Annotated in this window: 21 protein-coding genes; 15 read left to right on the forward strand and 6 right to left on the reverse strand. The window is 68.2% G+C overall.

Annotated elements, in window-relative coordinates; all coding sequences use genetic code 11:
* The 11 genes from CJ226_RS09145 to CJ226_RS09195 all read left to right on the forward strand — a co-directional run.
* On the forward strand, positions 1-270 hold a 270-nt coding region (locus CJ226_RS09145; RefSeq protein ID WP_102208972.1), incomplete at its 5' end, for a hypothetical protein.
* Complete coding sequence (locus CJ226_RS09150) at positions 267-629, forward strand: hypothetical protein (RefSeq protein WP_102208973.1); 363 nt, start codon at positions 267-269, stop codon at positions 627-629. The genes CJ226_RS09145 and CJ226_RS09150, both read left to right, overlap by 4 nt.
* A 15-nt stretch (positions 630-644) precedes the next feature.
* The gene (locus tag CJ226_RS09155; protein WP_102208974.1) at positions 645-3,962 is read left to right on the forward strand and encodes a tape measure protein; all 3,318 of its coding nucleotides are present in this window, start codon (positions 645-647) and stop codon (positions 3,960-3,962) included.
* A 95-nt stretch (positions 3,963-4,057) separates the two neighbouring features.
* Positions 4,058-4,762: a hypothetical protein gene (locus tag CJ226_RS09160; RefSeq protein WP_146008232.1), complete on the forward strand. Its 705-nt coding sequence runs from the start codon at positions 4,058-4,060 to the stop codon at positions 4,760-4,762.
* Between the two features lie 290 nt (positions 4,763-5,052).
* Positions 5,053-5,850 carry a hypothetical protein gene (locus CJ226_RS09165; protein ID WP_146008233.1) on the forward strand — a complete coding sequence of 266 codons (798 nt, stop codon included), beginning with the start codon at positions 5,053-5,055 and terminating at the stop codon, positions 5,848-5,850.
* A 43-nt stretch (positions 5,851-5,893) separates the two neighbouring features.
* Complete coding sequence (locus CJ226_RS09170) at positions 5,894-6,820, forward strand: hypothetical protein (RefSeq protein WP_146008234.1); 927 nt, start codon at positions 5,894-5,896, stop codon at positions 6,818-6,820.
* Entirely contained in the window at positions 6,820-7,623 is an 804-nt protein-coding gene (locus CJ226_RS18300; protein WP_219719886.1) for a hypothetical protein, read from the forward strand. Before CJ226_RS09170 ends, CJ226_RS18300 begins: the two co-directional genes overlap by 1 nt.
* A complete protein-coding gene (locus CJ226_RS09180; protein ID WP_102208978.1) occupies positions 7,623-8,129 on the forward strand; it encodes a hypothetical protein in 507 nt (168 codons plus the stop codon). The genes CJ226_RS18300 and CJ226_RS09180 overlap by 1 nt, the downstream gene beginning before the upstream one ends.
* On the forward strand, positions 8,126-8,515 hold the full coding sequence (locus tag CJ226_RS09185; protein ID WP_102208979.1) for a hypothetical protein: 390 nt from the start codon (positions 8,126-8,128) through the stop codon (positions 8,513-8,515). The genes CJ226_RS09180 and CJ226_RS09185 overlap by 4 nt, the downstream gene beginning before the upstream one ends.
* A gap of 15 nt (positions 8,516-8,530) precedes the next feature.
* On the forward strand, positions 8,531-8,992 hold the full coding sequence (locus tag CJ226_RS09190) for a hypothetical protein (RefSeq protein ID WP_102208980.1): 462 nt from the start codon (positions 8,531-8,533) through the stop codon (positions 8,990-8,992).
* Positions 8,992-10,389 carry a GDSL-type esterase/lipase family protein gene (locus CJ226_RS09195; protein ID WP_102208981.1) on the forward strand — a complete coding sequence of 466 codons (1,398 nt, stop codon included), beginning with the start codon at positions 8,992-8,994 and terminating at the stop codon, positions 10,387-10,389. The genes CJ226_RS09190 and CJ226_RS09195 overlap by 1 nt, the downstream gene beginning before the upstream one ends.
* Positions 10,390-10,442: 53 nt before the next feature.
* Here the strand turns inward: CJ226_RS09195 and CJ226_RS09200 are convergent, their stop codons facing one another.
* The 3 genes from CJ226_RS09200 to CJ226_RS09210 form a co-directional block, all read right to left on the reverse strand.
* Complete coding sequence (locus CJ226_RS09200; protein WP_102208982.1) at positions 10,443-11,078, reverse strand: SGNH/GDSL hydrolase family protein; 636 nt, start codon at positions 11,076-11,078, stop codon at positions 10,443-10,445.
* Between the two features lie 87 nt (positions 11,079-11,165).
* Entirely contained in the window at positions 11,166-11,441 is a 276-nt protein-coding gene (locus CJ226_RS09205) for a hypothetical protein (protein ID WP_102208983.1), read from the reverse strand.
* Between the two features lie 419 nt (positions 11,442-11,860).
* Positions 11,861-12,211: an ATP-dependent DNA ligase gene (locus tag CJ226_RS09210; RefSeq protein ID WP_374754528.1), complete on the reverse strand. Its 351-nt coding sequence runs from the start codon at positions 12,209-12,211 to the stop codon at positions 11,861-11,863.
* A 143-nt stretch (positions 12,212-12,354) separates the two neighbouring features.
* Between CJ226_RS09210 and CJ226_RS09215 the strand changes: the two genes are divergently transcribed.
* The gene (locus tag CJ226_RS09215) at positions 12,355-12,696 is read left to right on the forward strand and encodes a hypothetical protein (protein WP_102208985.1); all 342 of its coding nucleotides are present in this window, start codon (positions 12,355-12,357) and stop codon (positions 12,694-12,696) included.
* Positions 12,697-12,819: 123 nt separating this feature from the next.
* Positions 12,820-13,128 (forward strand): hypothetical protein, encoded by a 309-nt coding sequence (locus tag CJ226_RS09220; protein WP_102209134.1) that lies wholly within the window; start codon positions 12,820-12,822, stop codon positions 13,126-13,128.
* On the opposite strand, the gene CJ226_RS09225 is transcribed toward CJ226_RS09220, so the two are convergent.
* Positions 13,125-13,487, reverse strand: coding sequence for a hypothetical protein (locus tag CJ226_RS09225; protein WP_102208986.1), 363 nt, complete (start codon positions 13,485-13,487; stop codon positions 13,125-13,127). The two genes, CJ226_RS09220 and CJ226_RS09225, sit on opposite strands and share 4 nt — an antisense overlap.
* Before the next feature lie 339 nt (positions 13,488-13,826).
* Here CJ226_RS09225 and CJ226_RS17845 point away from each other — a divergent pair, with 339 nt between their 5' ends.
* On the forward strand, positions 13,827-14,183 hold the full coding sequence (locus tag CJ226_RS17845) for a hypothetical protein (RefSeq protein ID WP_146008235.1): 357 nt from the start codon (positions 13,827-13,829) through the stop codon (positions 14,181-14,183).
* A 119-nt stretch (positions 14,184-14,302) separates the two neighbouring features.
* Positions 14,303-15,256, forward strand: coding sequence for an aldo/keto reductase (locus CJ226_RS09235; protein WP_102209135.1), 954 nt, complete (start codon positions 14,303-14,305; stop codon positions 15,254-15,256).
* A 7-nt stretch (positions 15,257-15,263) separates the two neighbouring features.
* Here CJ226_RS09235 and CJ226_RS09240 read toward each other — a convergent pair whose 3' ends face one another.
* Both CJ226_RS09240 and CJ226_RS09245 read right to left on the reverse strand, forming a co-directional pair.
* Entirely contained in the window at positions 15,264-15,932 is a 669-nt protein-coding gene (locus tag CJ226_RS09240) for a response regulator transcription factor (RefSeq protein ID WP_102208988.1), read from the reverse strand.
* Complete coding sequence (locus CJ226_RS09245; protein ID WP_257996605.1) at positions 15,929-17,167, reverse strand: sensor histidine kinase; 1,239 nt, start codon at positions 17,165-17,167, stop codon at positions 15,929-15,931. The genes CJ226_RS09240 and CJ226_RS09245 overlap by 4 nt, the downstream gene beginning before the upstream one ends.

The following is a 17,167-nucleotide window of genomic DNA, read 5'->3' on the forward strand; positions in this document are numbered from 1 at the left end:
CAGTACATCATCGTGGAGAAGCGGTTCATCGGCCGCCTCGGCGACGGCACCATCATCGAGGTGCCGCTCACGCTCAGCCTCGACTTCATCGACCGGCTGCAGGCGGACCACTCGACCCCGGTCGACCAGTTCAAGGCCATCCTCACCGAGATCGGCGGCGACGCGATCGCCAAGGACCTCGGCAAGCGGGACATGGTCGAGGGCGCGATCCTCGCCGAGAAGTACTTCCGGGTGCTGCAGCGCGTCCAGCAGGCGGCCTTCCCGGAATGATCGCCGTCGCCCGGGTCGTCCGAGAACACCGAGGGAGCGTTACGCGCACGCTGCGCGAGACGTTCGGTGTAGGAATCTCCGACCTGGGCGACGGGCTCACCTGGGGCGAAGCGCGAGACCTCCTCGAAGAGGCCGCCGCCGACCCCGGCACCCACCTGGGTGCGAAGCTGGCGGGCTGGTCGTATCCGGCCACCACCCGCCAGCTTCTCTCGCTGCTCTCCGAGCTCGGCCCGAAGGCAGCGAAAAAGCTCGCACCGTGGGTTCTCCCTGACCCGCGGCGCAGCACCACGACCGCGGACGCCGCGGAGATCGCCGAAGCGCAGGCCGAGATGGAAGCGGGCCTGGTGTTCGCATCCTGACCCGAGGAGGTGCCGATGTCCTCCGAGGTCGGTTCCGGTCACGTCTCGATCTTCCCGGTGATGACCGGGTTCAAGTCGCGCGTGTCCAAGGAGACCCGGGCGGCCGGCGCGGCCGGGGCGAAGACCTTCGAGGGCGGGTTCAAGGGCGCCGGCACCGCGACCGGTCGCGCGCTCGGCCGCGACCTGAAGTCGGCGCTGAACACGTCGACGGCAGGGCTGGGCGCGGACGCGCTGCGCAAGCTGAACGCGGAGGTCGCCGCGGCGTCCGCTTCGCTGTCGAAGGCGCGCATCAAGCAGCAGGACGAGGCCGGTCGCGTGCGCGTCGCCGAGGTGCGGCTGCAGGAAGCGATCGCGAAGTCCGGCGCCGGCTCCTCCCAGGCTGTCGCCGCGGAGGAGCGCCTGGCCGCGGTGCGCCGCACCCACGCTGCCGCCACCGACGCCGTGACCGCCGCATCGAGCAGGCTCGCCGCCGCTCAGACCGTCGCCCGCAATGCTGCCGCCCAGCTCGCCGACACCACCACGCGGTCGGGGCTCGGGCTGAAGCAGATGGGGCAGAACTTCCGCTCTGGCTGGGCCGACGCGAACGCGGCGCGCTCCGCCTTCACCGGCCTCGCCGGATCCATCGGCGGCATCCTCCGGGCGACGTCCGACCTCACAGGGCTCACCCGCCTGGGCGCGATCGCGAAGAACAGCGCCGTGCAGGCGTCGCGGGCGTTCGCTTCCCTCGCCACGCAGGTCGGCGGCCGCCTCGCCGCCGGGCTGTCCAAGGGCATGCGCGCGGTCGGCTCCACGGTCCGCGGCGCGTTCGGCCCCGTCGCCGGATACATGGCCGCGCAGGCGACCGTGCTCGCGTCGCCGTTCGTGAAGCTCGGCTCCCGGGTGGCGTCGTGGATGAGCCCGGTCACCTCGCAGGTGCGGGGCGCGTTCGAGAAGATCGGTGCAGTCGGTGGGCCAGCGGCCCGCCGACTGGTCAGTGGCTTCGGGTCGGGACTGGCCCGGCTCGGCTCCGCTGCCGCATCGGCGTTCTCCGGCGTCGTCTCCGCCGCCGGCCGTGCGGCCTCCGCCGCCGGACAGGCGCTCGGGCGGGGAATTCAGTCCGCCGCGACAGGAGCGGTCGGCGCGGCCGCCGTCGGCATCGGAGTCGCGTTCACCAAGGGCTTCAGCCGCCTCACGGCGATCGATACCGCTCGCGCGAAGCTGACCGGCCTCGGCAACTCCGCCTCGGACGTGAAGACCATCATGGGCGACGCTCTCGCGTCTGTCCGAGGAACGAGCTTCGGGCTCGGCGAGGCGGCGACCGTCGCCGCCTCCGCGGTCGCGGCGAACATCAAGCCCGGCCAGCAGCTGCAGACCCACCTCAAGACCATCGCGAACAACGCCTCCGCGGCAGGGATCTCGATGGAGGAGATGGGCTCCATCTTCAACCGGGCCGCCACGCAGGCCAACGGCGTCCAGAACGACGTCATCAGCCAGCTCGCCGACCGCGGCATCCCGATCTATCAGGCACTCGCCGACCAGATGGGGGTCACCGCGGGCGAGGTCTTCAAGATGGCCTCCGAGGGCAAGGTCGACTTCGAGACGTTCTCGAAGGCCGCCGAAGCCGCAGCCGGCACGGTTGCGGCCGAGATGGGTAAGACCGTCCCGGGCGCGGCGAAGAACTTCATGGCGGCGATGGGCCGTATCGGTGCGAACGCACTCGAGGGGGTCTACGCCAAGATCGGTCCGCTGATCGCCGCCGCGACGTCCGCGCTCGGTCCCATCGAGGAGCGGGCCAAGGCGTTCGGCGACGTGCTGGTGCGCGTCGTAGGTCCGGCGATGGACTGGGTCACGAACCTGTTCAACCGCATCGGGGAGGGCGCGTCCCTCGCCGACTTCGGACTCGCGAACCTCACCGGCGTAATCGCCCCGCTCGGGGCCGCGTTCGCGGCCCTCGGCGCCGGCGGGCTCGCCGGGGTGCTGTCTCGGCTGCCGCTGGTCGGTTCAATGCTCGGCGGGCTCACCGGGCCGCTGGCCGCGCTCGGCGGCCCGCTCGGGATCGTCGCCGCTGGCCTTGCCGGTCTCGCCCTGTCCGGGGGAGCCTTCGCCGGGCTGGCGTCCGGGATCACCGGGATCGTCGACCAGATCGTCGCCGCTCTGCCGGACCTGATCGACCAGGTCGTCGCCGTCGTGCCCGACATCGCGTCCGGCATCATCGGCGCGATCCCGCAGCTGCTCACCGCGGCCGCGTCGATCGTCCAGTCGCTGATCGCCGGAATCGTGCAGGCCGTGCCCCTGCTCGTCCAGGGCGCCACCGCGCTCGTGAGCGGCCTGATCGACGCCGTCGTGTCGAACCTCCCGGCGATCATCGACGGGGCGGTGAGCATCGTCGGCGCGCTCGTCGAGGGTCTGATCAGCGCACTGCCGGTCCTGGTCCAAGGCGCCGTGCAGCTCGTCACCGGGCTACTCACCGCGATCGTCGCGGCTCTGCCGATGATCATCCAAGGCGGCATCACCCTGCTGCTGTCGCTAGTGCAGGGGATCATGTCGGCTCTGCCGATGCTGCTCCAAGCGGCGCTGCAGCTCATCACCGGGCTGCTCACCGCGATCATCGAGAACCTCCCGATGATCATCCAAGGGGGCATCCAACTGCTGCTCTCGCTGATCACCGGGCTGATCGAAGCGCTCCCGATGCTCATCCAGGCCGCAATCACCCTGGTGCTGCAGCTCATCGCCGGACTGGTGACGATGCTCCCGCAGCTGATCGAGGCGGGCATCCAGCTCGTCGTGTCGATCATCACCGGCCTGATCGAAGCGATCCCGCAGATCGTCGAGATGCTGCCGCAGATCATCGAGGCGATCTGGAACGGTCTCGCCGGGGTCGACTGGCTCGGCCTGGGCGCGCAGATCATCCAGGGCATCATCGACGGCTTCTTCAGCATGGTCGACTCCCTCGGGAGCGCCGTCGGCGACATCGTCGAGACGATCACCGACTTCTTCCCGCATTCGCCAGCGAAGCGCGGGCCGTTGTCGGCGGCCGGGTGGCGACGTCTGAAGCAGTCCGGCGCCGCGACGATGGAACAGTTCACCGATGGCGCCGCAGGCGAGGCGGGGAACTTCGGCGATGCCCTTGCCGGGATCGCGTCCTCCGCGTCCGTCCGTGCCCGCGTGACGGTCGACGCGGCGTCGGAGACGATCGCGACGTCGACTCCGCGCCCGAGTGGGAATCCTCTCGCCGCGGGTGAGGGTGGTGCGTCGTTCGTCCAGAACAACCACTTCCAGCACCTTCCTCCTGAGGAAGCGGTGGAGATGGCTGGGCAGCGGATGTCGTCGGCCGCACGGCGAGCCCGTGCGTGAACAGGGAAGGGGGTGGTCGGGTGCTCGTCATCAGGATCGCTGGTCGTGAGATCCTCGGCCACCCCCGGGACCTGTCACGCCCGATGGGCCTATACGTGAAGCCAGAAGGCTTCCAGGGGTGGGAAGGCATCTCCTCGACCCGCAGGGAGGCGCTGGCGCGAGCTGTGGAGCACGGCGAGCACGATACCCCCGTGTACCTCGGCTCACGGGTCGTCACGATCGATGGGTGGGCGCTGGCCCCCACCGAGCCGGAGCTCACGCACCTGCAGGACCAGGTGACAGGGATGCTCGGTCGCGGACGCGAGCAAGCGACGGTTGAGAACCGCGGCCGCACGCTGTCCGCCATGTGCAGAACGACCCTCGCGGAGTCGGAAGACCTCGGATACAGCGGACGCCTGCTGCGTGCCGAGTTCCAGGTGCAGCTCGTGTTCGCGGACCCCCGCCGCTACGGCGACACCAACGTCCTACCGGGCGACACCCTCGCCCCTCGGAACCCGGCTGCCGTGGCGACGAGCATCCCCGTCTTCCATCGCGGGAACTTTCCCGCGTACCCGGTGATTGAGATCCCGAACGCTCCCGCCGGGTACTCGATCACCTCGCCGGGCGGCACGTTCACGGTTGCGGGCGCGACCGCCGGCGGCACGCACACCGTAGACCTGCGCCGCGGCCGCGTGTTCCGCAACGGCGTCGAGATGCTCGACGTCGGTCGCGGGAACCTCTGGACCGTGCCGCCGGGGGCTCCCTTGGTGCATACGCTGTCCGTCCCCGGAAGGGTGCGGATCACCGACACGTTCGTCTAGGAGGTCTGATGCCACTCGAGTTGTGGGTGCATGACGCGATCACCGGCAACGAGGTCAGACAGGTGTTCCCTCTCGCGGATGGCGCTTCCTGGTCGACGAACCTGTCGAACACGGGGGAGTGCTCGTGGGGCTTCCTCGTTGGTGAGGATGAGGCGCCGCTCGATGGTGCGCGGATCGCGTCGCTGTTCCGCCCGAACGCCCGTCTACTCGCGCTCCGGTGGGGCACTGAGGTGCTCGGGGCATGGAAGGTCGAGGACTGGGACTACAGCGGTGACACGAGCATCGTCACGGTGACCGGCCCGGAACTCGTGCGCAACGAGACGAAGTGGCGCATGACCTACGGTCTGAGCGAGTACGGTCCGGCCGGCACCCTGTCCGTCGGTAACCGCGATCACCGAGGCGCGGTCCGCGCGATCATCAACCGCTTCATGGTCTGGTCACCCGAATGGCACTATCCGATCGATCTGCCCGGCGAAGCGGTCGGCGGGTTCTCCCAGACGTGGGAGTTCTGGAAGAAGTTCACGATCGAAGACTTGCTCGTGCAGATCGAGTCTGAGGGCGTCGAGATCTACTTCCGTCCGTACCTGACGGCAGCCAGACAGCTCAGATTCCAGACGATCGTCGAACCGCGCGTGACTCTCGGATCGAGCTCGTTCCACCTGCAGGCGGAGGACTCGCCGCTCAGTGGGATCCGCTACCGCGTGAACGGGGCCGAGCAGCTTACCGGTGGTCAGGGCATCGGCGAGGGCACCGGCCAGGACCAGGAGGTCCGGTATGCGGGAGGTCCGCCGTTCACGATCCCGATCCGCGACGTGAAGATGCAGTTCCCGGATCTGGCGGGCGACCGGCTGCAGGCCGCGACGAACGCCTGGTTCTCGGAGGCGAAGAACCCGACGGTGCAGTGGACGGTCGAAAAGTTCACCAGCTCGGACGATTACCCGCCCACGCTTGCCGTCCCGGGCCGCGGATGGAAGCTGCAGTCCGCGGGCCATCCCGTTTACCCGAACGGGGTGCATTCGCTGCGCGTGATCGCCGCCTCTGGCGGCTGGGGCGCAGATATTCGAACGGAGGTGCAAGGTGGCGCGTGACCTCAATGAAGCATGGGGATGGATCGAGAAACTCGTGCGCCGCGTGGCTCGCTTGGAGTCCGGGGCGCAGCTCGAGAAGTCCTCCATCACGAACGGGCGTATGCGGTTCATCGGCGGCCAGCTGCTGATCGACTCGGGTGGGTCGCTTCGCGTCGTCGGTACGGCGGACGTTGCCGGGACTCAGCGGGTCACCGGCCGCCTTGAGGGCTCCGGTTCTTTCGACTGGACGGGGCCGTCCTGGCTGCGCGGCGGGTCCACCATCGAGGGCACTCTCCGAGTCACCGAGACGGCGCAGCTCGTCGGCAACACGACTATCGGCGGTACCTGCACAATCGGCGCATCTCTTGCCGTCAACGGGCAGGCGACGCTGAACAGTGACCTCACCATCGGGCGCGGGAGGATCCGGGCAGGAGCCGTCACGATCACCCCATCCGGGGGCGGAGCCGTGCAGGTCGGAACTCTGCAGATTGACGGCGCGAACGGTGGCACTATCCGCTCGAGCGGCACGATCTATCTCGAAGGTGACGGACCGTCCGTCCGCGTGGTCGGACAGCTGTCTGCGAGCAGCATCCTCGCTTTCGGCAAGATCATTGCCGCCGAGTTGGACGTGATGGGTGCGAAGAACTTCCGCATGCCGCACCCCACGAAGCCCGGCCACTGGCTACGGCATGGCTCCACAGAGTCTCCGGTGTCGGGGATCGAGTACTGGGGCGACATCACCCTCGACGACAGCGGCACGTGCCGCGTTGAGCTTCCGGAGTACTTCGAAGCCCTGGCCAAGCCGGACGGCCGGTGGGTATCCGTCACAGGTCGCGGCTTCGCCGCGGACTGGACCGACATCGATGAGGGCGCGTTCACCGTCACCGGCCCGCCTGGGGGACGCGCGTCCTGGCTGGTGAAGGCCGAACGCTTCGGCGGCGACTTCCTCCTCGAGGAGGAGTTCCCAGCCGACGACGCGAAGGAGACGTGATGGGCGGCCTGGTAATCGAAACGGTCCGGCCGGGCGTGCAGTTCGTTCCCGACGCCGCAGCGGCGTTCCGCCGGGCGGAGGCGCAAGTGCGCGCCGAGTTCGACCGCGACATTGACGTCAACTCGACATTCAGGTCGTGGTCCGACCAGATGCTGATGTTCGTCAACTGGGGCAAGTACGCCGCAGGCAAGGGCCCCCACCCGGGGCACAGCAAGGCAGTGCACCCCAGCGAGTCGTTCCATGTGAGCGGGCTGGCCCTGGACTCGGATGACTGGCGCATCCCGCGCATCGTGGAGATCCTCGCCGAGAACGGCTTCATCCGAAACCGGCTGCATGTGCCTGGCGAGAACCACCACTTCGAATGGATCCGCTCACGCGACAAGAACTACGGGAAGCCCGCGATGGTCGCTGGCAACACCGCTCAACCTCTGGAGGAAGACGACATGCCCGGCCCGGACAAGAAACTCATCGCCTGGAACAACATCCACTACTTCGTCATCGGTGACGAGTCCATCTCCTACGTCGGGGAGCCCGGCTGGCTGCCGTACCTGCGCGACCACTACGGTCCGCGAGGCAAGGAACTTCCGGTCGACAACGGTGCGCTGACGGTCGAGCTTGTCATCAACAAGATTCCGTGGGACGCGGTTGACGCCTGCATGCGAGGGGTCGCGTTCGGCAGTGACGGGCGGAGCTGGTCGCGCCTGCAGGCCGAGGGCGTCGCGATCCGCGGTCAGCAGTCCGCGTCGCAGAAGACCCTCGAGGACGTCCTCAAGACCGCCACCCGGATCGAACAGGACGGCTGATGACCGAACCGCTCCCTCAGGCTGGGAGTGCCCATCACGCCGAGCACTCCAACAAGATCGGCTGGGGGTGGTGGCTCGTCGCGAGCGTCGGAGTTGCGGCGGCCGCGGCCGTCGTGGTCGTGGCCCTGATCGCATCATTGCGGTCAGGTCGGGAGATCGACCCGAATCAGGTGATGCTCGCGCTCATCGCTCTCCTGGGGAGCCTCGGCGCGGTCATCATCCCCAAGCTCAACGCGGTCGGGAAGAACACCTCACAGACCGCCGAGCACGTCGTGAACTCCCACTCCTCGACGATCCTGCGCGACGACATCGACGAGATCAAGCGCATCGTCAAGGCCACCGATTCGCGGCTCTACGGCGTCGAGCAGACCCAGAACTTCCAAGCGCGGGACATCCTCGGCATCCGCGAGGAGATCGGTCAGATCCGCAAGAGCGAGCGCGACCAGTGGGACGCGATCGAAACGACCGCCGGCAAGCGCCGGCAGAATCCAGGAGGCACTTCATGAGCAAGATCTGGTTCCCGCTGCAGCGAGCGATCCGCACCGCGGTGCAGGTCTTCATCGCTGCGGCGGCCGTCCTCGCGACGACCGTCGTCGTCGCCCCGCAGATCATCGACGCGGTCGCCGACGTCGTGCCCGGGCCGGTGATCGCCTGGGCGACGGCCGCGGTCGCGACGCTCGCCGCGATCAGCGCGGCCATCGCCCGCGTGATGGCGATCCCCGCCGTCGACGAGTGGCTCCGCAGGATCGGCGCGGGTTCGGCGCCCGCGGGAGCGGTCGTCGCTCAGATCGACGGGAACGCGACCGGCCTGACTCGCCGTCAGTGGCGCGCCATGCAGGACGGCGCGGATACCGGCACGGACGACGCTTCCGGGCGCCGTGGCCTGCGCTGACCAAGGGAGGGCCTGATGGCTACGATCACGTTCACGCTGTCGGACTTCGGTCTGGCATCGCTGGCGCCGCTGTTTCCGACCGTGACGTTCGTGCCATCGGGCCCCGGTGTCGCCGACGGCCGCCTGTTCTCGTCGACACCGGTCGAGGCGATGCTCGCCGGCGACTCCGGAACGGTCACCCTCGCCCCGACCGACGGTGTCGTGCCGGCGGTCTGGTACACGGTGCACATCACGCACCTGAACGCCGGGGGAGTGCCGACGCACTTTGACCTCCTCGACCTCCGCATCCTCGTTCCCGCTGAGTACGTCGGTCCCATCACCGGTCTGCCCGGGGTGCCGATCTCGCCGACGACCGTGCTCGTTTCACTCGACCCGCCTCCCCCCGGCTACAAGGGGTTCTGGCTCTACTCACCCGCGACGGGGCAGCAGATGCCCCTCGACGACCCCCGCATCGGGGAGCTGAGGACGGTGGCCTAATGGCTGACATCACCACGCTGACGAACCTCCGCGGACCTGCCGCCCGAATCGTCGAGGTCTCCGCCGTCGACGTCCCCCCGACCGACCCTCCGTTCGTCGAGATGACCGGGCCCGACCAGGGCCGTCGCATCACCTTCGGCCTTCGGCGGGGGCTTCCCGGGGTGAACGCGGTCGAGAACGACGAGGCCGTGGCGACCTACGTCGGCACTCCGGGCACGGACACTCGAACGGCACTCGACAATCGGTACACCGGCCTCGGGGCTCTCACACCGGCTGCGGACGGGACGCGCTGGGTTGCGTTCGGAGATTCGCTGACGAGCCGGCTCGGCAACGGCGCCCCGTATCAGGGTTGGGTCGATCGAACCGGGTTCCTGTCCATGCAGCAGGTCTCCGCTCTGTACAACGCGGGCATCGTGGGTAACAACGCTGCGGACATGCTGGCGCGAATCGAGACCGATGTGCTCGCGTTCGAGCCGAGCTTCGTGTCCGTGTGGGTCGGGACGAACGACGTCACTCAGGAGCGGAGCTTCGCGGACTACAAGGCGGACGTGGCGGAGATCGTCGCGATCCTGAAGCGCGCAGGAGCTGCTGTCGCGCTCTTCACCATCCCGCCCCGGGCTGACACGTCGAAGGCCGCGACCATCACCACGTGGAACGCGTGGCTTCGGGAGTTCGCTCGCGTCAATGCGTGCCACCTCGTGGACACATACGCGATCCTCGTCGACCCCGCGACCGGACAGTTCAGGGCGGGATTCGACTCGGGCGACGGGATCCACATCGCCGAGGCAGGCCACCAGGCGATCGCGACATTCGTTCAGTCCCGACTGCTGCCCAGGCTCGTCCTCAGCGATACGCTGCGGCCGCTGACCAACAACGACCCGCACAACCTCGTCCTCAACGGGCTCCTCCTGACGAACGAGGACGGATCGCCCAGCGTGCCCGACCACTGGCTGTATGCGGGAGCATCGGGCGGGATCACCGAGACCCTCGTGAACGACACCGACTTCCAAGGCGGGAAGGCCTGGCAGATCAGCGTCGCAAACCCCACGGGGTTTCGACAGTTCTTGCAGAACGTGATCCCGGATACCTGGGTGGTCGGAGACCGACTGCTGTTCACCTGCAAGGTGAAGTGCACTGCGGCGGCTGGAGTGAGCACATTCAAGGGCTTCCGCCTCGACGCGAACTTCTTCGGCGCCGCTGATCCCAACCGGCGAGTGACCGAGAACATGCACACGCCGGGAACGATCGGCATCGTCGCGGAGGAGTTCACGGTCCCGGAGGGCACGACCGGCCCGGTGCAGATCGCCTGCATGATCGACGTCGATTCGAACGCGTCCGCGACATTCCGCATCGGTGAGCTCGCGGTCTACAACCTCACCGCTCTCGGCCTCGCCTGACGAAACCCCCACCTTGACCCTCGGGTCAGGGTGGGGGTTTCGTCGTTGGGCGATCAAAGGGACGATGCGACGTGACCGCCAAACTCCGCATGACCGTCCGCTGTCAGGTGGATGCCGTCCGAGAAGGGGAGGTCCCACTCGGTGGCGTCGAGATATGGGACGCCGTGCTCTTTCGCCGCCTCGCTCAGCACTTCGACTACGTCGGCGATCTCGTCGGCGTCGAATGCAGGGGCTCGCGTCGGTCCCACGAGGACGAGCACGTCATTCCCGCTCAGGAGATCGTCGATGGTCCGCTCGAGGGCTTTCATGTCGCCGCCGACATCGTTCAGTCCGCCCTGCAGGATCAGCGGACCACTCGCGGATTCGGTTAGTTCGGAGAGGGATGGGCTGTCGCACAGGCCGTCGCGGGTGAAACCGGCGCCCGATGACGCGGAGACGGTAGCGCGCCTGTCTGGGAGATAGGAGACCCAGGAGGTGCGGGGGTCATCCAAGCCGAAGCCCTGGGTGTAGGAGTCGCCGATGATCGTGACCGACTCGCCAGTTCCGATCGGGGCGGCGGTGGCGGCGTCGAGGGACGCGACGAGGTCGCACTCTGCGGCGGCGATCCGGTCCTCTCGAATGACGTACACGGCGGCGCCGGCGACGACGAGCGCGGCCCCTGCCGCCGCTGCGATCCAGCGCTTCTTCACGTGACGACCCTAGCCCACACAAGCAGGCCAAGGAGCGTCGAGAGACAGTGGGGTCAGCGGCGATGTGGAGCGGCGGGGCCAGACCAGCTATAGGTCCCACTCGGGATCGTAGGACTGGATGGTTTCGATGGCGCCTGAGTGCGTGTAGTCCGGTTCCTGCTGGATGATCACGCGAGTGCTGGCACTGATGAGCACGCTTGCGATCCCGGTGGTCGTGGCGAGTGTGAGGAAGCCGGGTTCCGTGCGGGCGATGTTCTGGATGCGAGACATCACGTCGGTCAGATCGGAACCCGAAGTCAGGTAGAAGTCGTGGCCGTCGATCGCGACGCGGGTGCGTAGGGAGTCTTGGTTCCGCGAACTCATAAAATAGACCCTACGCCGGGCGGGGAAGGGGGGCCCTTGGGGGTTGATGCTCGCGGGGTGATAGGAGTATCGTGCGGGGTCCTCAGGGACGGCTCCACCGAGTGAGACTGGGGCAGGCGGCTATCTGCGGTGCCGCTCCCCGGGTTGCTCCCGTCAGCTCATGATGACAGCCCCCATGGTTGACCATGGGGGCTGCGCAGTCTCCGGTCGTCTTCCCAAAGAAGACCCGGTCTCTTGCCTCCCCCGAGGTGAAGGACCGGGCGAGGTCAGCCGTTGGCGGTCGAGCGCGCCCCCGCGCTCACGGCCCCAGCACGTCGCCTTGTGGTGACCTCTGCAAGCTCGGGGGGACGAGCTCACAATCAGAGAACGTAGTCGCATTGATTAGTACGCTCCTGGAGGTTTGCTTAGAGCCACGTCCCTTAGCTGACTTCTGCAGCTCCGGTCGACGGGTCGAGTTGCTTCCCGGCGGCCGGCTCCGGAACAAGATACAAGCCTGTGGGGGAGTTCGCGGTGAAGGCGAGAGCGTCCACCCATGCCCTGCTTACTGCGGGCTGGCGCCCCTGGGAGTACTTAAAGATCAGGTTGCTGCCGGGGTGGATCCAGACCGTGGTGCGGCCACCGCCAACGCTGGCGTCCTGTTTCCAGGTGAATCCGAATGGCTCGCCACGGCGGAGCTTGGTGGTGATGACGAGCTGGATATGGGCGAGGGCGCGATCGTCGATGTCGATCTTCTGGTCACCTTCGTAGATGAAGCGGCCCACGGTCCCCATTCCTAAGTCAAGTGCTTGTGAGCGGGCCCGTTGGCCGCTCTTCGCGACTCCAAGATTGCCACACTCCGGGATCGTTCTTGACCAACGGACCGTGGATAATCACCCGGCGTGGAAAAACTACCTGGGTGGGGTATGTTCATCGAATGGGAACTATCCAATACGGCAGCGGTAGCGAGATCCACATCGAGGATCGCGCCCTCGCGCACCTCAAGGTCGCGATCTCGACGAAGCTGCGCCGCAATGAGAGCTTCACGCTTTCCTGGCGGCACCCCGACGGCGACGCCCCCGGACGGTCCACGATCTGGCTGCACCCGTCGATCCCGCTGCGCTTCATCTTTGATGACGTTGAGACGCCGGACCTCAATGCCAAGTGGCTGCAGGCGCTGATGATCGAAGCGAGTTCGTCCGGTGGAATCTCGCTCACCGACGAGGTCACTGACGGTCCGATGGAGCTCGTCTCCGGCGCCGCTGGCGCCGCGACCTAACCCGCCGCTTTCCTGCCCTCTGGCCCCCGTTGAGCATCCGCGCTCGGCGGGGGCCTCTCGCGTGCCGACCGTTGCCAGACCGGGTGGAATTCGGTGTCCCAGCTGAGGGCTTATCTTTTCTGTATGGGAAAGCTCGAGTACAACAGTTCGCGGCCTCCGATCGAGGTTGAGGACGCGCTCTTGGCGCACTTGAAGATTGTCATCGCGACGAAGCTGCGCCGCCAGGAGAGCTTCATGATGACCTGGCCTTCGGGATTGAAGCGGCCCGGGCGACTGTCGACCTGGATGCACCCCTCGATCCCCATGGTGATCGAGTTTGATGACGAGCATCCCACGAAGATCGACCCCGTTCGAGTGAGCGCCATGATGGAACGACTCAACGCACGCGGCGAGCTCGTCCTCGACGAGTTCACCTCCAACGACAGAGGCTAGGGCGAGTCAAGCACCGCGGGGTCCGTGGTCACGAACAGCGTAAGAGCAGCCGCCGATCCGTGCCCGAGGACCTCGGGAGTGTGCGGGGCGGGCAAGGACCGGCGGTGCTTCCCGACCATGATCCAGGGCTCCAGGCTGGGGAGTGCGCGCAGCGCCGCGCAGAGCGTCGCGGTGTGCTCGTCCTCGAAGTAGCCGACCCAGGTGCCGACGGCTTCGGCGAGCACGTCGGCGCGGTCGCCGGCGGTCGCGCGGAGCTCGGAGATCACTGGTGCTGGGTTGGTGGTGTAGCGGTTGCGGGAGCAGATCGCGTCGAGGGCGATGCTGAGCTTCACCGTGGGGGAGAGGCCTCGAGTGGGCATGGCCGGGTGTCCTTCCTCCGGCCGAGGAGTCGAGTATACGACGCCGCGGAGACGCTGCCGCTCCGCTCTGAGATCCATGGTTTAGTCGTGGTTTTGATCGCGTACTTGCGTGTACCGGGGCGTACCCATTCCGCGGAATGGCACGGAAGGTGCAGGAAAGTACAGCAATGTACAGGTGACTCTTCAAACGGGGGTTACGGGTTCGAGTCCCGTAGTCGGCTCCACCCCGGAAGGCCCGCATCTCCCGCGAAACGCGGGGAATGCGGGCCTTGTGCGCATCTCGGCGAGGAGTGCGACCCACTTCACCGGCACCCACGGGCCCAGCGCTAGGCTCTGCGCATGAGCGAACCCGCGGACGAGTCCGGCCCATCGCTGATCCAGCAGCGGCTCGCACTGCAGCGACGGAAGACCTGGGCGATCGTGCTCGCCGTGTTCTGGACGGTGAGCGCCGTCTGGTGGCTGAGCTCCGGTGTTCTGACGGACGCGCGCGCGCTCGATGTGATGCGTGTGGCCGTCGGTGCGGTGAGCGGGGCGTTGGCGATCGCGTACGTGCTCACGGTGAGGCGCGCGCTGCGGGGACATCCGAGACTTCGAAGCGCGACACGGGATAGACACGGGTCGCCACTAGCTGGCAGGTGCTCAACTCACGATGTTCCGCCTCGGAGGCTCACTCTCGACAGCCGCTGTCTCGCGTAGAACTTCGGAGGGTGTTATGTTACTGGGGTGCAGGTGGTCGGCACCCCGCCCCGGCCACCTGCGCATCTTTTCGCGTCACCGCGGGAATGTTCGCGCCGCTCGTCGCGGTTGTCTCGGACATGACCCGCATCGGCTCCAGTGACCTCGACGTCTTCCCCCTCGCCCTCGGCGGCAACGTGTTCGGCTGGACGGCCGACCGCGACGCCTCCTTCGCCGTCCTTGACGCCTTCGTCGACGGGGGTGGCGACTTCATCGATACGGCGGACTCCTACAGTGCGTGGGTGCCCGGCAACGAGGGCGGCGAGAGCGAGACGATCATCGGAGCGTGGCTCGCGGCGCGGAAGCCCCAGGGCGTCGTCGTCGCGACCAAGGTCAGCCAGCACCCCGCCTTCCGCGGTCTCTCGGCGGGGAACGTGCGCCGCGCGGCGGAGGCGTCGCTCGCTCGTCTCGGCGTCGACGAGATCGACCTCTACTACGCCCACTTCGACGACGAGTCCGTGCCGCTGGAGGAGACGGTCGAGGCGTTCGGCGCCCTCGTCACGGACGGGCTCGTGCGGCACGTGGCGGTGTCGAACTACACCGCCGACCGCATTCGGCAGTGGATCGACATCGCGGATCGCCTCGGCGTCGCGCGACCGGTCGCCGTCCAGCCGCACTACAACCTCGTGCACCGTAACGACGTCGAGGACACCATCATCCCCGTCGCCGAGGAGTTCGGGCTGAGCCTCGTGCCGTACTACGCGCTGGCGAGCGGCTTCCTCACCGGCAAGTACCGCTCGACGGACGCCGGGGGAGAGGGGTCTCCGCGGGCCGCCGGCGCTGCGAAGTACGCCACCGAGGCTGGACTTCGGATCATCGACGCGCTGGACGAGATCGGCGGAGCGCACGGCGCCTCGGTCGCCGCGACGGCCCTGGCCTGGCTGCGTGCGCAGCCGACCGTGGTCGCGCCCATCGCGAGTGCCCGGACGGTGGATCAGGTGCCGGATCTGCTCGCCGGTGCGCGGCTGGAGCTGTCGACCGAGGAGGTCGAGCGCCTGAACCGCGCGTCGGCCTGGACGCCGCCGCAGGGCTGACCCGCTCTCACCGACCGACGAGGCCGAGCCGGTGCGCGAGGATCACGGCATGGATCCGGTCCCGCGCCCGGAGCTTCGCCAGGATCCGCCCGACGTGCGTCTTCACCGTGGACTCGCCGACGTAGAGCGACGCCGCGATCTCGGCGTTCGTGAGCCCCTGGCCGATCGCGACGAACACCTCGCGCTCGCGTTCGGTCAGGGAGCGGTATCCGGCGTCGTCGACCTCATCGAGAGGACTGGTTCCGAGCTGCGAGCCGACGTGCTCCAACAGCACGCGGGTCACCCGGGGCGCCAGCGCGGCGTCTCCACGATGGACGGCACGGACGGCGGAGAGCATCTCCTGGCGCTGGGCGTCTTTCAGGAGGAACCCGCTGGCACCGGCCCGGATCGCGCCGAAGGCGTACTCGTCCAGATCGAAGGTCGTGAGGACGAGCACCTTCGTCTCGGGATGCGCGCCGACGATGGCCGTCGTCGCCGCGATCCCGTCGAGCTCCGGCATCCGGATGTCCATGAGCACGAGGTCGGGGGCGAGTGCGGCGCTCTGAGCGATCGCCGCCCTCCCGTCGGCGGCCTCCCCGATGACGACGATGTCGGGTTCCGCCTCGAGGACCATGCGGAACCCCAGGCGGATCAGCTCCTGGTCGTCGACCAGGAGCACGCGGATGGGTGATGTCATCTGTTCTCCTCCTCTGTCGGCAGCACGGCGCGAAGGATCCATCGGCCCGCACCGTCCGGCCGCGACTCCAGTGTGCCGTGGACGTGGGAGGCGCGTTCCTGGAGACCCCGGAGACCGAAGCCTCCCTCGCCCGGAGAGCCCGCGACGCCGTCGTTGACGATCTCGACGACCACGGACGCGGGCATGTACTCGAGTCGCACGGATGCGGCGGTCGCGGTCGGCGCGTGCCGCATCGCGTTCGTCAGCCCCTCCTGCACGATCCGGCCGAGCGCGTGGGCGACGTCGGACGAGATGTCCGCGTGGCCGGTGGTGGCGAGTGTCACCGGATACCCGGTCCGCTGCGCGGCCGCGACGGTCTCCTGCGGGGATGCGGGCGAGACCGGCGCGAGGAGGAGCGGGGCGTCGTCGTCCCGAAGCACCCCGAGCATCGCCCGCATCTGGGTGAGCGCGCTGCGGGCGGTGTCCGCCGCAGAGGTGGCAGCCGCGCGCGCCTGTTCGCGGTCCGGAGTGGCGGCCGCTCCCTCGGACAGCGCCACGACCACGGTCAGGGAGTGCGACACGATGTCGTGCATCTCGCGTGCGATCCGCGCCCGCTCCGCCGCAGCGGCGAGCTGCGCCTGCTGGTCGCGCTCCACGAGGAGCTGCCGGGAGCGGTCGATGACGGCGTCCAGGTAGCGCTTCCGGTTGCCGACGTTCGCGCCGATCAGGGTGCCGATCAGGCCGAGCACGACCGTGCCGAGCAGGGCGTTGACCGCCTCTTGGAGTGTGAAGACGCCGGCCCAGAGGAGAAGCCCGGCTCCCGAGGCGCTGGCGGCGACGCCGATGCCGAAAGCGGTCCACGCGGCACGGGTGGAACGGTAGACGGCGAGGGAGTAGCCGGCGAACAGCAGCAGCGGGCTGCTCCCAGGAAGCGCGGTGAACAGGAGGAAGACGTCGAGCAGGATCGCCGCGATCGCCGGGAGCCACGGCTTCCGTCGGCGCCAGAGCAGGGTGGCGGAGGCGGCGACCACGCAGAGCGGCAGCAGGGCGGCGAGCACGAGCCCGACGGGGCCGCGGTCGTCATCGTCGATGCGCGCGGCGGGTGTGATCGTGAGGACGATGCAGAGCAGGGTGAGCAGGACGTCGGCGAGGACGGGATGGCGCGCCCAGAAACGCCGGAACACGCCGGGAGGACGAGGGAGCCGCAGCCCCTCGTCCTCCCGGACCGTGTCCGTTCCGCGTCGCTTCGCCGGCAC

Origin of the sequence: Microbacterium sp. UMB0228 (genome assembly GCF_002871415.1) — a bacterium.
In the GTDB taxonomy this organism is placed as follows: domain Bacteria; phylum Actinomycetota; class Actinomycetes; order Actinomycetales; family Microbacteriaceae; genus Microbacterium.

Coding starts and splice junctions, on each gene's coding strand:
- CJ226_RS09225 (WP_102208986.1), bottom strand. CDS start 13,487: ATGCCCACTCGAGGCCTCTCCCCCACGGTGAAGCTCAGCATCGCCCTC.
- CJ226_RS09150 (WP_102208973.1), top strand. CDS start 267: ATGATCGCCGTCGCCCGGGTCGTCCGAGAACACCGAGGGAGCGTTACG.
- CJ226_RS09190 (WP_102208980.1), top strand. CDS start 8,531: ATGGCTACGATCACGTTCACGCTGTCGGACTTCGGTCTGGCATCGCTG.
- CJ226_RS09215 (WP_102208985.1), top strand. CDS start 12,355: ATGGGAACTATCCAATACGGCAGCGGTAGCGAGATCCACATCGAGGAT.
- CJ226_RS09180 (WP_102208978.1), top strand. CDS start 7,623: ATGACCGAACCGCTCCCTCAGGCTGGGAGTGCCCATCACGCCGAGCAC.
- CJ226_RS17845 (WP_146008235.1), top strand. CDS start 13,827: ATGAGCGAACCCGCGGACGAGTCCGGCCCATCGCTGATCCAGCAGCGG.
- CJ226_RS09220 (WP_102209134.1), top strand. CDS start 12,820: ATGGGAAAGCTCGAGTACAACAGTTCGCGGCCTCCGATCGAGGTTGAG.
- CJ226_RS09235 (WP_102209135.1), top strand. CDS start 14,303: ATGACCCGCATCGGCTCCAGTGACCTCGACGTCTTCCCCCTCGCCCTC.
- CJ226_RS09240 (WP_102208988.1), bottom strand. CDS start 15,932: ATGACATCACCCATCCGCGTGCTCCTGGTCGACGACCAGGAGCTGATC.
- CJ226_RS09155 (WP_102208974.1), top strand. CDS start 645: ATGTCCTCCGAGGTCGGTTCCGGTCACGTCTCGATCTTCCCGGTGATG.
- CJ226_RS09210 (WP_374754528.1), bottom strand. CDS start 12,211: ATGGGGACCGTGGGCCGCTTCATCTACGAAGGTGACCAGAAGATCGAC.
- CJ226_RS09185 (WP_102208979.1), top strand. CDS start 8,126: ATGAGCAAGATCTGGTTCCCGCTGCAGCGAGCGATCCGCACCGCGGTG.
- CJ226_RS09195 (WP_102208981.1), top strand. CDS start 8,992: ATGGCTGACATCACCACGCTGACGAACCTCCGCGGACCTGCCGCCCGA.
- CJ226_RS09205 (WP_102208983.1), bottom strand. CDS start 11,441: ATGAGTTCGCGGAACCAAGACTCCCTACGCACCCGCGTCGCGATCGAC.
- CJ226_RS18300 (WP_219719886.1), top strand. CDS start 6,820: ATGGGCGGCCTGGTAATCGAAACGGTCCGGCCGGGCGTGCAGTTCGTT.